12 protein-coding genes are annotated in these 14,640 nt (G+C 70.4%); 3 read left to right on the top strand and 9 right to left on the bottom strand.

All coding sequences use genetic code 11. The features are described from left to right. Positions 1–65: 65 nt before the first annotated feature. The gene (locus tag B6G06_RS04510; protein ID WP_080462631.1) at positions 66–422 is read left to right on the top strand and encodes an RNA polymerase-binding protein RbpA; all 357 of its coding nucleotides are present in this window, start codon (positions 66–68) and stop codon (positions 420–422) included. 213 nt (positions 423–635) lie between these two features. Here B6G06_RS04510 and B6G06_RS04505 read toward each other — a convergent pair whose 3' ends face one another. The 9 genes from B6G06_RS04505 to B6G06_RS04465 all read right to left on the bottom strand — a co-directional run bounded on the left by B6G06_RS04505 (position 636) and on the right by B6G06_RS04465 (position 11,994). Further along, on the bottom strand, positions 636–2,195 hold the full coding sequence (locus tag B6G06_RS04505; RefSeq protein WP_080462630.1) for a PTS ascorbate transporter subunit IIC: 1,560 nt from the start codon (positions 2,193–2,195) through the stop codon (positions 636–638). Positions 2,196–2,209: 14 nt separating this feature from the next. Further along, complete coding sequence (locus B6G06_RS04500; RefSeq protein ID WP_081171170.1) at positions 2,210–3,028, bottom strand: PTS sugar transporter subunit IIAB; 819 nt, start codon at positions 3,026–3,028, stop codon at positions 2,210–2,212. Positions 3,029–3,225: 197 nt separating this feature from the next. After that, the gene (locus B6G06_RS04495) at positions 3,226–3,990 is read right to left on the bottom strand and encodes a polyprenol monophosphomannose synthase (protein ID WP_081171167.1); all 765 of its coding nucleotides are present in this window, start codon (positions 3,988–3,990) and stop codon (positions 3,226–3,228) included. Then, entirely contained in the window at positions 3,987–5,636 is a 1,650-nt protein-coding gene (gene lnt, locus B6G06_RS04490) for an apolipoprotein N-acyltransferase (protein WP_081171165.1), read from the bottom strand. The genes B6G06_RS04495 and lnt overlap by 4 nt, the downstream gene beginning before the upstream one ends. A gap of 53 nt (positions 5,637–5,689) precedes the next feature. Continuing rightward, on the bottom strand, positions 5,690–8,647 hold the full coding sequence (locus B6G06_RS04485) for a DEAD/DEAH box helicase (protein ID WP_081172208.1): 2,958 nt from the start codon (positions 8,645–8,647) through the stop codon (positions 5,690–5,692). Positions 8,648–8,665: 18 nt separating this feature from the next. Next, positions 8,666–9,529 (bottom strand): twin-arginine translocase subunit TatC, encoded by an 864-nt coding sequence (gene tatC / locus B6G06_RS04480; RefSeq protein ID WP_081171163.1) that lies wholly within the window; start codon positions 9,527–9,529, stop codon positions 8,666–8,668. Positions 9,530–9,618: 89 nt separating this feature from the next. Further along, a complete protein-coding gene (tatA, locus tag B6G06_RS04475) occupies positions 9,619–9,882 on the bottom strand; it encodes a Sec-independent protein translocase subunit TatA (protein ID WP_081171161.1) in 264 nt (87 codons plus the stop codon). Between the two features lie 86 nt (positions 9,883–9,968). Further along, positions 9,969–11,021, bottom strand: coding sequence for a helix-turn-helix transcriptional regulator (locus tag B6G06_RS04470; RefSeq protein WP_081171159.1), 1,053 nt, complete (start codon positions 11,019–11,021; stop codon positions 9,969–9,971). Between the two features lies 1 nt (position 11,022). After that, positions 11,023–11,994, bottom strand: coding sequence for a helix-turn-helix transcriptional regulator (locus B6G06_RS04465; protein ID WP_081171157.1), 972 nt, complete (start codon positions 11,992–11,994; stop codon positions 11,023–11,025). Positions 11,995–12,419: 425 nt separating this feature from the next. Here B6G06_RS04465 and B6G06_RS04460 point away from each other — a divergent pair, with 425 nt between their 5' ends. Together B6G06_RS04460 and B6G06_RS04455 are read left to right on the top strand one after the other, a co-directional pair. Continuing rightward, positions 12,420–13,268: an alpha/beta fold hydrolase gene (locus B6G06_RS04460; protein ID WP_081171155.1), complete on the top strand. Its 849-nt coding sequence runs from the start codon at positions 12,420–12,422 to the stop codon at positions 13,266–13,268. 104 nt (positions 13,269–13,372) lie between these two features. Further along, positions 13,373–14,554, top strand: coding sequence for a DUF3866 family protein (locus tag B6G06_RS04455; RefSeq protein ID WP_080462621.1), 1,182 nt, complete (start codon positions 13,373–13,375; stop codon positions 14,552–14,554). Positions 14,555–14,640: the final 86 nt, after the last annotated feature.

Genomic DNA, 14,640 nt, shown 5'->3' with positions numbered 1-14,640 from the left:
CCCCTCACCCGCGCGGTGATCGGGCGGGACGGCGCCCCGATTCACCGCACCCAGGAGGCACAGGCATGGCAGACCGCGCACTGCGAGGCATGACCATCGGAGCGAAGTCGATGGAGTCCGAGGAGGGCGTCGAGTTCGTCCAGCGGCAGGAGATCACCTACGAGTGCCCCGAGGCGCATGTCACGGTGGTCCCCATGGCGATGGAGGCGGAGGTCCCCCAGACCTGGGAGTGCCCCGAGTGCGGTCTTCCCGCGGTGCGCCGCGGCGAGGAGGACGAGCCGGAGTCCGATGAGCCCAAGAAGGCCCCCCGCACGCACTGGGACATGCTCCTGGAGCGCCGGGAGATGGACGAGCTGAAGGTCCTCCTCGACGAGCGCCTGGAGATGCTGCGCACCGGCGAGATCTATCGCGAGCGCTTCTGAGCGCCCTCAAAGCAAGGCCCCGAAGAGACCAGGCGCGGCCGGGAGGCTCCCATGAGGAGCCGCCCCAGCCGCGCCTGTCGTAAGTGCGCCTATCACCGATTCCCCAGCTGACAGCGCGAGTTCGATTCCCGTCACCCGCTCCAGGTCTCGCCACTAGCCGCGCACTGCGATCGCCCAGCCCTCTGCCCGGCGCGTGCGACGACGCCCGTCACCTCAACTGGCCTCAAGCGCCGCCGGGGGCGCGGGTGCTCCGGCTGGTGGCAGCACGCGCGGATAGCCTCGCCCCGGTGAGGTGGCCGATGCTGAATGGGCCGGCTCTCCCGGATCCTCAGAGACGCGCTCCCGTGCGGGGGCTGGATCCCAACCGCGATCAACCAGACGTCGCTGAACTACGATGGCAGCGAGGAAGATAGCCAGTCCGATAGCCAGCAGCACGATACTCCCCGCAGCGTCCCCGAGTTTTGCTCCGTAGCCAATTAGCAGCCCGAACCACCCGAAGTCAGTGTCACCGAATGTGGTGTTGGCTGACGCTAGACTGCCGAGCACGCCCAGGAGAAATGCCGGCAGGAAGGTGACCATCAGGCCGTTGATGAATGCCCCCGCTATAGCGCCGCGGCGACCACCGGCGGCATTGCCATAGACGCCAGCCGCGCCGCCGGTGAAAAAATGTGGAACCAAACCCGGCAAGACCAGAGGCAAACCGAACGCGGGCCCCAGCCAGGTTCCCAACAGCAGCAAGCCGACCAGTCCGCCCAAGAATGAAGCGATGAAGCCGATGAGCACAGCATTTTGCGCGTAAGGGAAGACGATCGGCGCGTCCAGCGCGGGGATAGCCCCGGGCACAACGGCCTTGGCGATACCCTGGAAGGCGGGAACAAGCTCACCAAGGATGGTGCGGACTCCGAACAGGATGACAGCGACGGCGATACCGAACTGGAGACCTTGAGTGACGGCCTGCATGAGGTAGTTTCCGACATTTGTCGCTTCGACTGAGAAGGCGGTGAATGCGGTGGCCGATCCCCGCTGCACCAGGTAAACCACAGCGAGCACCAGGTACATCAGCACCATCGATAGGGCGGTCGCCACCATCGAGTCACGCAGGAAGCGCAGTGATTCCGGGACTTTGAGGTCCTCGGTGGAGCGAGAACGACCCTTAGGGTCGACTAGACGCCCAGTCATGCCGGCGGCCAGATACCCCAGGGTGCCAAAGTGCCCGATGGCGATGGAGTCGTCACCCGTCACCCGCCGGGTCCATGGATGTACCAGCGCAGGTAGTGACACCATGAGGACCCCTAGAAGCAGCGCCCCTAAACCCACCACCACGGGGGACTTCATCCCGGCCGAGGCCATGACGATAGTAATAAGTGTGGCCATGAATAGCAGGTGGTGCCCGGTGAGGAATACGTAGCGCAGCGGGGTGAAGCGGGCCAACAGCAGGGCGACAACAAAACCTAAGATCATAACCCAGGACACCTGAGCGCCGTACATCTCCTGCGCGATGCCGGCGATCGCCTCATTAGTGGGAACTACCCCATGGGCGCCTAGCGCACCCTGGATCATGGTTCCCAGCGGCGCAAGTGACGTAGCGACCAGCCCGGCACCCGCACTGACCAGCAGGAAGCCCAGAACCGCCTTGATCGCGCCGCCGAGCACCTGCCCAGTGCCGCGCCGCAGCGCAATCAACCCGGAAGCAGTGATCAAGCCGATAAGGAAGGCTGGGACGCTGAGGATCTCGTTGACCAGGAACTGCGCAACAGCAAGGACGACAGACATTTCCCCCCTTAATTTTAGACAGCATAGATTCGACGCAGCGCCGCGTCGATCTCCGAGGTGGACGTAAAATCAGTAATGACCTCAACGGGAACCCCAAGATCACCCAAGGTCTGAGCAATAGCAGCGGAGGTCATGACAACATCGGCCTCCTTGGTGCGCCCTTTAGCGGAGATAGTATCAGTGGCCTCCACCTTTAGGTAGGGCGCCCAGCCCCACTGCTCCAGGACCTTCTCCAAGGTGTTCTTGAGAAACAGGCTGGTGCCCAGCCCGTTGCCGCACACCGTGAGGACCAGGCCTTTAGAGGCCACGGCGTCGGCTGGCACCACCGCGCTAGAGGCGGCAGGGGAAACAGTTGGAGCTCGCGCAGGAGCAGGATCTTCAGGCTCTGCAGGCCCGAGCGCGCCAAGGACCGCCTCCGGGGTGTCGGCGGCCATCAACTGGTCACGTCGCCGCGGATCGGCCAGCAGTCCAGCAAGTTCAACCAGGGCGCCGCGGTGTGCATCGTCATCGACAGCCACAAGCCCCATCACCAGCCGCACAGGGTCATTGTCCTCGTTGCCGAAGGCAATGGGCTCGGCTAGTCGCACGACCGACATCGCTGTGCGAGTCACTGAATCGTCGGGCCGGGCATGGGGCAGAGCGAAGCCCGGAGCGATAACGATATACGGGCCGTGCTCCTCCACGGTTTTCAGCATGGCCTGGGCGTAACTGGGTCCGCAGGCGCCAGCGCCAACAAGCGCACTCCCCGCGGCAGAGACCGCTGCTCGCCAGTCACTGGCCTGGATCTGGAGCTGAATGGCGTCGGGTTGGATGAGATCACTGAGAGTGGGCACTTCAACATCTCCTCCAAAGGGAAGGCGACCTTGCCATCCGCATCGAACATACCCAGAGGATCGAAAGAGGTCAAGTTATAAATTTGAGCAATTTTAAAGGCGTCAACTATACTTCATCTCGCCACAGTTCTTAAATCACGGGGATTGGTGCTCCAGCGCCATCCTGGAATGATCGGTCGGCGCTCGCACAACTGGTGTTACTTTCCCTGCAGGCGCTTGGTGGCGGAGGAGACGAGACCGGTGAGCTGCGCGCCCCGCTTGGCGGCGCCCCAGCGGGTCACGAGGGCGAGCTCCTCGGTGAAGATACCGCCGCTGAGCTTGGATTGGCCGGCCTCGCGCTCCAGGAAGGTGATGGGCATCTCGACGATGCGCCCGCCAGCCTCGTCGACAAGCTTGGTCATATTGACCTGGAAGCCGTAGCCGAGGGCTTCGATCGCCGATAGGTCCATGCGGCGCAGCAAGTCGGCCCGGTAGACCCGGAAGCCGGCGGTGGCGTCCTTGACGCGCAGGCCGAGCATGGCGTTGATGTAGAGGTTGCCCGCGCGGGACAGGGCCACGCGCTTGGCGTCCCACCCCTCGGTGGCTCCCCCGGCCACCCAGCGCGAGCCGATGACGAGGTCCGGGGCATCGGCCATCTCGGCGCGCTGGATGAGCAGGGCGAGGTCCTCGGCGCGGTGGGAGCCATCGGCGTCCATCTCGACAAGCAGCTCGTAGCCGGCGCCCAGTCCCCAGGAGAACCCGGCGAGGTAGGCGGGGCCGAGGCCGTTCTTCTCGGTACGGTGCAGGACGTGGATCTGCTCGTCCGCGGCGGCGCGACCATCGGCGAGGTCGCCGGTGCCGTCCGGGGAGTTGTCGTCCACGACGAGGATGTCGACGGCCGGGGCGTGCTCGCGCACCCGGTCCAGGGCCACGGGCAATGACTCGATCTCGTTGTAGGTGGGGGTGACGACGAGTGCTTTCATGTCCGCTTCCTCCGTGTGGTCGATGACCGCCCGGTGCCGGGCACCGAGCCTGACGCGCGATGTCGCTTCCGGTATCCGCCACGCGGGGCGTGAGCGGCCCAGTGCCGTCGTCCAGCGGACACCATACCGGTGATAGCGAGCAGCGCCCCAGCGATCAGCGCCAGACGCGCGGGCCAGTATCCCAGCCGGTCGGCGATGGTCAGCGTAGTCCGCAGCGGAAGCTCCGCTACGAGCGAGGACTGCTCATTGTCGGGGAGCTCCTGCTCGATGACACCCCGCGGGCTGATGACGGCGGTGGTGCCGGTGGTGGAGACCTGGAGGACGGCGCGGCCGTGGGCGACGGCCTGCACCCGGCCCTGGGCGATCTGCTGGCCGATCTCCGAGGTGCCGATGAAATTGGCGTTGTTCGTGGGGATCATGATCGCCTCGCCTCCCCGCTGCACGCCGTCGCGCAGGAGATCGTCGTAGGCGACCTCGAAGCAGATGCCGATGGCCAGTGGCACGTCCCGCCCCTGGGAGGCCGATGGCACGGCGAGTGTGGTCGGGCCGGTCCCGGGGAGCATGTCGACGCCGATGCGGTCCACCTGAGTGGTCAGCCTCCTGATCCAGGAGCGCAGGGGAACGTACTCGGCGAAGGGCACGGGACGGTGCTTGCGGTAGTACGGGCCCGCTCCCGTGATCGGGGACCACAGGAGGAGGTCGTTGTAGCGCGCGTCGTCCTCGTACTTGACCGCTCCGACGAGGATCGGGGCGCCGATGGCCCGGGCGGCCCGGTCGATGCGCCGCGCGGACGCGTAATGGTCGCGCGGGTCGAGGTCGGCGGCGTTCTCCGGCCAGACGACGGCGTCGACGGCCTCCGGGGCGATCTCGCCCGCGAGGCGGGTGGTCTCATCGGCGTGCCTGCCGGTGACCTCCAGGGCGCGGGCGTAGGAGTCCTGCGCGTCGGCGACGCTGCCCTGGACGGCGGCCAGCCGCAGGGCGCCGGACTCGGCCTGGGAGGGCATGTGGATGGCCAGCGGCGCGACGGCGGCGGCCCCCGCGGCGATGAGGGCGGTCAGCGCCCCCAGGCCGGCGCCGTGGCGCAGGGCGCGGGCGGCCTCGGCCAGGAGGGCGCCGATAAGCGCGACGAGCAGGCCGAGCCCGGTGACGCCTCCGATGGAGGCCAGGGGCAGGAGTGGAGAGTCGGCCATGGCGAAGGCGAGGCGCCCGAAGGGGAAGCCTCCCCAGGGCCAGGAGGACCTCAGTTCCTCGACGGCGGCCCACAGTGCTGCGAGGGCGGCCACCCGGGCGGCGGTGCCGCGCCAGATGGTCCCGCCGTCCTCTCCGTGCCCGTCGTCGAGCGGCCCGAGCCTGCTCACCCAGGACCAGGCGGCGCCGAGCAGCGCGAGGTAGGAGGCCTCGGTGATCGTCAGCGCCACCCAGCCCAGGGCGTTGCCCATGGCGGGCACCGTGAAGTGGAGAAGGGGGGCGAAGAAGGCCAGTCCGACGACGAAGCCGAGCCAGGCGCTCCTCCCCCACGTCCGCCCGCGCGCAATGACGCCGAGCCCGGCCACGCCCATCGCCGCCGCCCACCACCAGTCCAGCGGGGCGAAGGCGGAGGCGAGGGCCAGGCCCGAGACGGTCGCCCAGGCAGTGGGCAGGATCATCCCCCGCAGCGAGCGGGCGAGGCGCTCTCCCCGGCCCGGGCCGGCGCCGGTACTCACACCCCGGACCACGCGACCACCCCCCTGCCGACGTCGAGGCTCGCCTCGGCGGCGGTGAGCGCCAGCGCGGTGAGAGCCTCCGCGTCGCGCGGGTCCGCGCCCGGCTCGGGGACGAGCCCGGCGAGCTGGCTCAGGAGGTCGAGGAGCTGCTTGGCCCAGCGCACGAAGTCCCCGGCGGTCATATCGGTGGCGTCGAGGACCTCGGCCAGCTCGGCTCCCCGCGCCCAGGCGGCGACGGCCCCGGCCAGGGCCGGCTCGGCGCCCGGTGAGTGGGCGATGCGCCCCAGGCCCTCCAGGTCGTTGATCGACTGGGAGACCCGCAGCTCCCCGCGCAGGACTTGCCCCAGCCTGCTGCCCGGGGAGACGGGTAGGCCCAGGGACTGCGCGCTCAGGCGCGGCTCGTACACGCAGGCAGAGACCGCCCCGGCGAGATCGGCCGGCCCCAGGGCGTCCCAGAGCCCGGAGCGCAGGCACTCGGTGATGAGGAGGTCCCTCTCGGCGTAGACGCGGGCGAGGAGGCGCCCGGCGCTCGTGACCCGCACCTCGCCCTCAGGGCACCTCTCATCGGCGGGCTCGAGGTAGCCCAGTTGCAGGAGGACCTCGCAGACGGCGTCGAAGAGCCGGGCGATCGTGCCGGTGCGGGTCTCGATGCGGGACATGATCCGGGCGGCCTCGGCGCGGGCCTTGGCCCACTTGCGCCCCACGCGGGCGTGCTCCTCGCGGTCCGGGCAGCCGTGACACGGATGGGTGTGCAAGCGCCGCCGCAGGTCCTCAATGCGCTCGGCGGTGGTCGCCTGGGCGCGGCCGTCCGCCTCTCCGCGCCGCTGGGCGGGGCTGGTGCGGCGGCGCTTGCGCGCGGGCGCCTCGGAGAGCGTGCCTGAGCGGATGGTGTCGATGAGGCGCCCGACGAGCCGGTCACGGTGCTCACGGCGGCGCATATCCGCACTGCTGGCCACGCGCAGAAAGCCGAGCCTCATGACGCCGTCGGGCAAGGTGTCCGGACTGAGAGTGACCACGCGCCCGTCCTCCCTCAGGACGGTCAGCGCCGGGGCCCCGGAGCGGTCCTCCCCGCCGGAGAGCACCACCGCGTGCCGGGAGCGCCGCCCCTTGCGGTAGACGACGACGTCGCCGCGCCGCAGCGAGGCCATGGATCGCCCTGCCTCGACGCGCCGGGCTGAGCGACGCTCGGAGGACAGGTCCGCTTCCGCCTCGGCGATCTCCTGGCGCAGGGCGGCGTACTCGCGGAAGTCCCCGAGATGGCAGGTCATCCGGACCTCGAGCTCCTCCAGGCCGTGGCGCTTGCGGCGGGCCTGCGCGGCGAGCTCGACGACGCCCCGGTCGGCCTGGAACTGGGCGAAGGAGGATTCCAGGATCTCCCGTGCCCGCTCGCGGCTCGTGCGGCCCAGCAGGTTGACCGCCATGTTGTAGGTGGGTCGGAAGGCGGAGACGAGCGGGTAGGTGCGCCGGGAGGCCAGTGAGGAGACGAGGGAGGGCTCGACGTCGTCGGCGGCCAGGACGATCGCGTGGCCCTCGGTGTCGATGCCGCGACGCCCCGCGCGGCCGGTGAGCTGCGTGTACTCGCCGGGGCTGAGGGAGACATGCGCGGAGCCGTTCCACTTGCGCAGCGATTCCAGGACGACCGTGCGCGCGGGCATGTTGATGCCGAGTGCCAGGGTCTCGGTGGCGTAGACGACCTTGACGAGGCCGGCGCTGAAGAGCTCTTCAACGGTCTCCTTGAACACCGGGAGCAGGCCCGCGTGGTGCGCGGACACGCCTCGCTCCAGCGCCGAGGCCCATGAGTGGAAGCCGAGGGCGCCCCGGTCCGTGGCGGGGATGCCGGCCGTGCGGCGGTCGATGACCTCCCGGATGCGCTCGGCCTCCTCCCGAGTAGTCAGGTCCACTCCCCCGGCCATCGCCTGGCTGACGGCTGCCTCGCAGCCCGCCCGGGAGAACACGAAGACGATCGCGGGCAGGAGGTCGGCCGTCTCGAGGGCACTGATGACGGTCAGGCGCGAGGGCGGGCGGAGGCGCCCCAGCCTGGCGCCCCCCGCGCCGCGCCGAGGGGCCCGGCCGCCGCGCTTCCAGGGCTGGGGGCCGGGCCCGCCGCGGCTCTTCGAGGCGGCGCCCTCGGCCGCAGCGGCCCGCTGGGCGGCGCGCACCGCCTTGACGAGATCGGGGTTGAGGGGCGGAGCGGGCTCCGACGATGGGGCGCCGTCATCGCCTCGGACGCCGCCCGGGGCGGCCTCGCTGTAGGAGTACAGGGGCAGGAGCCTGCGCCCCACGATCATGTGCTGGGTGAGCGGGACGGGCCGGTGCTCGGAGACGATGACGGTGGTGCTCCCCCGCACCTCGCCGAGCCACTGCCCGAACTCCTCCGCGTTGGAGACGGTGGCGGACAGGGACACCACCCGCACCTCGGGGGCGAGGTGGATGATGACCTCCTCCCATACGGGGCCGCGGAAGCGGTCGGCGAGGTAGTGGACCTCGTCCATGACGACGTAGCCGAGGCGGTCGAGGTCCCGTGAGCCCGAGTAGAGCATGTTGCGCAGGACCTCGGTGGTCATGACGATGACGTCGGCGTGGGGGTTGATCGAGGTGTCGCCGGTGAGCAGGCCGACGCGCTCGGCGCCGTGGCGGCGCGTCAGGTCGAGGTACTTCTGGTTGGACAGGGCCTTGATGGGCGTGGTGTAGAAGGTCTTGAGGCCCTTGGCCAGTCCCAGGTGGACGGCGAACTCCCCGACGACGGTTTTGCCGGCGCCGGTCGGGGCGGCGATGAGGACGCCCTCATCGCGCTCGAGCGCCTGGCAGCCGGCGACCTGGAAGTCGTCGAGCTCGAAGCCGAGCCCGGAGGCGAAGGCCGCGAGCTCGGTGCGAGAGGCGGCCTGGCGGCGGCGGTCGGCGGCGTATCGCTCCGCGGGCGAGGCGGGGGCGTCCGAGCAGCGGGACCGAGTCATCGGCATCGGGCGCGCGGCTCAGGAGGCCGATTCCGGCCCGGCCTCGATCGCGGATCGTGAGGGGCGGGCCAGGGCGGCGTCGAGCTCGGCATCGAGGGCCGCGCGGCGCTTGGCGAGGCGCTTGTCGTGGCGGATGGCGATACCGCAGGCGCCGAAGTACAGGCCGATGATCGGGATGGACATGAAGATCATGGACCAGGGGTCCGGCAGGGGGTTGGCCACGGCCATGAGCGCCACAATGCCCACCACGGCCCACCGCCAGCCGCGCAGGAGGGTGCGGCCCTTGACGAGTCCCAACTGATTGATCGCCACGAGAACCTCGGGGAGCAGGAAGGTGAGGCCGAAGACCAGGATGATCCGTGTGACGAAGGAGAGGTAGGGGCTGGCATCGATGAACCCGGTGGTCGCTCCGGCCGGGATGAAGCCGGTGAGGATGGCGATGGCGTGCGGGAGGATCCAGATGCCCAGGGCGATACCGGCCAGGAACAGTAGGGCGCCGATGCCGCAGTACAGCCAGGCGTAGCGCTTCTCCTTGCGCGTCAGGCCCGGGCCGACGAACGCCCAGAACTGGTAGATCCACATGGGCGAGGAGAGGATGAGGCCGAGCCAGATGGATACGCGCAGGCGGATGTCGAAGGAGGACAGCACCGTGCCGAAGTTGAGCGACAGGTTGGCGCCCTTGGCGTTCGCCTGCGAGATGGGACGCGTGATGAGGGCGAAGGCGGAGTCGTAGACGAAGTAGCCCACGATCGAGCCGACGACGATCGCGATCGCCGAGATGACGATGCGGTTGCGCAGCTCGCGCAGGTGATCCCCGATGGACATGCGCGCCTCGGGGTTGTCCTTGCGGCGGGCCTTGGAGGCCTTGGGCACGGTGACCATGAGCTGCTTCCTGCGACGGCGGGTGTGTCTGGCCGCTATTGCGGCGTTGATCCGGGCGGATCCGTGGGTGGGCTCCGGGGCGTCGGGCTCTACTGCTGGTTGGCGCCCTCGGCGTTCTGCTGGGGCTGGGAGGCGGCCTGGCCCGGCTGGGTGGGCTGGGTGTAGTAGGTGCCCTGCTGGGGCTGCTGGATCTGCGCGGGGGCATCGTCCTCGCGGAGCTCCTTGACCTCCTTCTTGAACACCTTCATCGACTGGCCGAGGCTCGAGGCGATCTCGGGCAGCTTGCCGGCCCCGAAGACGAGGAGGATGACGATGAGCAGCACGATCCAGTGCCAGGGCTTGAAGGCTCCCATGATGATTCCTGCTTCCGCTTGACGATGCGCGATGTGATCGCCCCGAGTGTAGCTGGCCCGGGTGGAAGCCCCGCTCACCGCTTCGCTCAGGCCGAGGGGTTTCCACCGTCGGCGTAAGCATCGAGCGCGGCGAGGGCGGCCTCGCTCGCACTCCGGGCCAGGTGCGCGGGGGCGACGGAGCGCAGGTGACGCCCGGTGGACAGGACAAGGCCGCGCAGCCAGTCCCAGTCCCGCCCCTCGACGACGGCGCGGATGGCCCCATCGTCGAGGATCTCGGCGCGGGTGCGCGGCAGCTGCTCGATGAGCCAGCGACCTGAGGGCTCGAGGATGAGCTCCGCCGTGGGGGCCTCGATCGCGCCCCGATCATGCCCGGCGTCGCGTCCCTGAGGGCTGCGGCGCCTCCGGTGGGTGGCGCCCGGGGTGTCGAGGGCGCTTGCGGCCAGGATGCGATCGAGGCGGAAGCTCCGCTCGGCCCTGGCGGTCAGGCACCAGGCGGTCAGGGTGAGCGTGGAGCCGTCGGAGTGCAGGGCGATGGGGTCGACGTTGCGCTCGGAGGGGACGTCGGTGGCCGAGACGTAGGAGAGGTGGAGTCTGCGCCCCTCGTCGAGGGCGCGACGCACCTGGGCGAGGATCGTGGTGGGGTCCGCCTCCGAGTCGGGACCGGCAGGACCGGGCTCGCCGGGAGAATCCGGCTCGTTGGGAGCCTCGGGCGTGTCGGGGGCGTTGTCATCGGGCGGGGGCGCCGCTGGGCCGAGCAGGGAGGCCAGCGCCCTCTCGGCGCCGCCCAGAGCGGTGGCGGCCCCGGCGTCGGCGCCGAGAACGCCGCGCAGGACCCTCAGGGACAGGAGGAGAGAGACGGCCTCCTCGTGGGAGAGGCGCACGGGGCGGTCGAGGCCGTGGGCCTGGCTGAGGCTGAGACGGCCCACCTCCCAGGCGGTCGCGGAGAAGTCGACGAGGTCGTCGTGCAGGCCGCCGGGCAGGCCGGAGAGCCACAGGGTGCCCACATCGCGGCGGATCGTGTCCTCGTCGACCTCGAAATGGGCGGCGGCCTCGGCGATGGTGGCGCCGTCGTTCTGCGCGACCCATGCGGGCAGGGCGAGGAGGCGGACGAGGCGTGCGGCGGCGGGTGTGCGGGCCATGTCAGTCCTCCTTCTCGGTCACGGCATCGGCCGTGAGTCGGGCCGCGCCGCGCAGGTGCGCGAGGACGGCCTCGCGCAGGTCGGCGGGTCCGAGGACGACGACGGCATCGCCGAGCGCGGCCAGGGCGCCTGCGAAGCTGAAGGGATCGGCGTAGGGGACGCGGATGATATCGCGCCCCCGCCACTGCTCGCCGGGCGCGTCGTCAGGCGGAGCATCTTGTGCTCGGGCCCGCAGGCCGAGGGCCCTCCCGGGCATGACGGCGAGCCGCGCAGTCCTGGGCTCGGGGGAGGTGGGGGGCGGTGGTTCGAAGGCGCCCGCGGGGCCGATGGGGGTGATGGAGCCGAGGATGCGCGCAAGGCGGAATCTGCGGGGCTGGTCGGCGTCCTGGTCCCTGGCGTCGAGGTACCAGGCGCCCTCGAGACGGATGATCCGGTGGGGCTCGACCCGACGGGTCCGCGTGGCCCCGGAGCTGCCGGGTGAGGAGGAGGCGTAGTCGAAGGCGACGGCGCGGCGCTCCTCGATGGCGGTCAGCAGCGTCAGGGGGATCTCGTGGCCGGCGAGGTCGACGGTGAGGTCCGGCAGGGCGCTGCTGACCGTCTCGGCGACGGCGCGCAGTTTGGTGAGCGCCCGGCGGGCGGCAACGGGCAGAGCGCCGTCGGACCAGGAGGAGGCGGCCAGGGCGATGGCGCCGGCCTGGGCGGAGTCGAGGTGGATGGCGGGCAGGGCGTAGTCGGCGTCGTCGATACGGTAGCGGACGGCGTCGGCGGGGCCCTCGGTGAGGATGACGATGCCGAGCTCGCGCAGGGCGTCCTTATCCCGCTCGAACATGCGGGTCGCGGTGGCGCCGCCGGCATGGTCGTAGCCGGACACGTCCCGGATGATCTGCGCGGCGGTCAGGCCCGTTCGGGTGGCGCGCAGGGCGAGCAGGAGGTTGATCTGCCGTTCCTCGGCGGGGATGGCGGTCGTGGGCATGCCTCCAAGCGTAGGCCCACGACCACCAGATCGAGCTCTGAGCGCCGGAGGCTGATTGGCCCGGGCGTATTTTCGCCACCTGGCGCCGGAGCCCGCAGCCGGTTCATCTGGGGCCGGGGCATCGGCCCCGCACCGCGGCCGGCCCCACCGGAACCAAGAGCACCCGCGCGTCAGCTCACCGGGTCCGCACAACACCCCCACCGCACCGCCCCACGACCAAAGGAGATCAAGCCCCAACCGCATCGCGGACCGTGAAGGGCCGGTGACCCAGGCGTATAATCATGCCGCATCGGTCGCCTCCGCAGGATTGGTCTAGAGCAGCAGGCCGATCCCCCGTCCGGCGGCTGATTCCCTCAGCAACGGCACGGCCGTGCCCTCGGTCCCGTGAATAGCACCCTTGAATCCCGATACCCGAGAGGAAGAACATGGCGCACATCATCACGCAGGACGGCACCGGTCTTTACTATGAGGACCTGCCCGCCAAGGAATCACGGCGGGCGAAGGAGGAGACGCTCCTGGTGATCCACGGCCTGGGCTCTTCCCACTACGACCTAGCCGACTTCATCGACGATCTGAATCAGGACCACCGCGTGGTCTTCTACGACCAGCGCGGGCACGCCGACTCCGACCGCGCCCGCATGCACCTGAACGTGCGTACTCTCGGGCAGGACCTGGCCGACGTCATTGAGCAGCTCCGCCTGGACAGCGTCACGGCCATCGGCCATTCCATGGGGGCGGCAGCCATCTTCAGTTACGTGGCCCAGTACGGGACGGGGCGTCTACGGCGCATCGTCGCGGCCGACATGTCGCCGTACTTGCGCAATGACGGTTGGAGGGGCGGCATCGGCAGAGGGGAGTGGACCGACGAGGACTTCCACCGCGATCTCGACCATCTGTTCGACGACAGCGGCTACGGTTCGTGGTACATCGCCAAGAACCTCATGAACCCGAAGCTGCGGAACCTGCCGGCCGACCAGGAGGAAGCCGCCATCGAGGCGATGCGCGAGTCGCTCGACCCGCTCACCTTCGCCGGCTTGTGGTACTCGCTGTTCCGCACCGACCAGCGCCCGGCGATGAAGCGGATTGACGTTCCTTTTCTGTACCTGATGCCCGAGATCCCACTGTACTCGACGGTGAACACCGATTACATACGTGCGCACGTCACCGGCGGCTTCGCATTGGCCGACGACTTCCCCGGCACCACGCACCTGATCCTGTCGGAGGCGCCTCACGAGGCAGCCGCCTGTGTCCGCTCCTTCGTGGCGGGCGACTAGCGGACGCGGGAATCCGGAACCAGCACTCCCCCCCAGCGGAGGGCCCCACCGCCGCCGACCGGCAACCCGCCTCGAAGAATCCCAGTCGCCGCTACGCTGCCATCATGATGCTGCGCGATGCCGAGATCGCCGCCCTGCGGCAGGCCTGGGGCGCACCGGGCCGACGCTGCGCCGAACTCGAGGCACGGATCATCGCCGCCCCCGAGGGCGCCGCCGCGCTCGTGGCGGGCGAGTCCTGCCGGGCGGTCGCCTATGAGGCTCTCGGTGGCCTGCCGGAGCCCGGAGAGCGCGTCCGCCTGGAGGTCTCCGCGCTGGCACGGCGCCTGGGCACTGGCGGGCACGCAATGGTCACGGCGCGTCTCGACGCCCTCCCCGCCGACCCGGCGCCCGGTGGGCACCTCGTCAAGGCCCGCTACATGCCGGACCAGGTCATGGTCACCGGCGTCGACGAGCAGGACACGGAGCACCACCACGTTCTGGCCGCGCCCATCGGCGAGCTGGGACTGGACGGCGCGCCCGTCGTCGTCGCGGACCTCCACTCCAGCCTGCCGGCGATCCTCGCGGGCCTGCGTTCCCCCGGCACCGCTCCTGGCCCCGGCCCACGGGTCGTCTATGTCATGACCGACGGCGGGGCGCTGCCCCTGCCCTACTCGCGGGCGGTCTGCGCGCTCGTCGACGCCGGATGGCTGGCCGGCACGGTCACCGCCGGGCAGGCCTGGGGCGGAGACCTCGAGGCGGTCTCCGTTCACAACGCCCTGCTCGCGGCCCTCCATGTGCTGGGCGCGGAGGTCATCGTCGTCATCCAGGGCCCGGGGAACCTGGGCACGGACACCCCCTGGGGCTTCTCAGGGGTGGCCTGCGGGGAGGCCATCAACGCGGCCGCCGCCCTCGGCGGGCGTCCGGTGGCCTGCCTACGCGTGTCCCAGGCGGACGCCCGGCCCCGACATCTGGGGGTCTCCCATCACTCGATGACCGCCTACGGGCGGGTCGCCCTGGCTGGCGCCGACGTAGTCGTGCCGGTGGGCGCGCCCGACCCCGCCGGCATGGAGGGCTTCTGGGCCCGGACCCGCGAGCAAGCGGCCTCTGCCTGCGCGGAGCGCGAGCAGGGCGAGCGGCACCGGCTCGTCGAGGCGCCAGCCGAGGGACTGCGCGAGGCGCTGGAGGCCATGGAAGCAGCCACCGGCATCCGCCTGTCCACCATGGGACGGCGCCTGGACGCCGATGAGGCCGCCTTCATCGCCGCGGCCGCAGCGGGCAGGCACGCGGCGGCCCTCGTCACCCACTAGGGCGGGCCGCCCGGCACGGCAGAGCCCGGGCCGCTCCCCCAGCCACCGGTCTGCGGGCCCCTTGCGCCGGTGAGACCGGTGCGGGG

The organism is Actinomyces gaoshouyii (assembly GCF_002076915.1).
Lineage (GTDB): Bacteria > Actinomycetota > Actinomycetes > Actinomycetales > Actinomycetaceae > Actinomyces > Actinomyces gaoshouyii.
The sequence above is the reverse complement of the archived record's forward strand: the minus strand, read 5'-3'. Positions and strand labels throughout refer to the sequence as shown.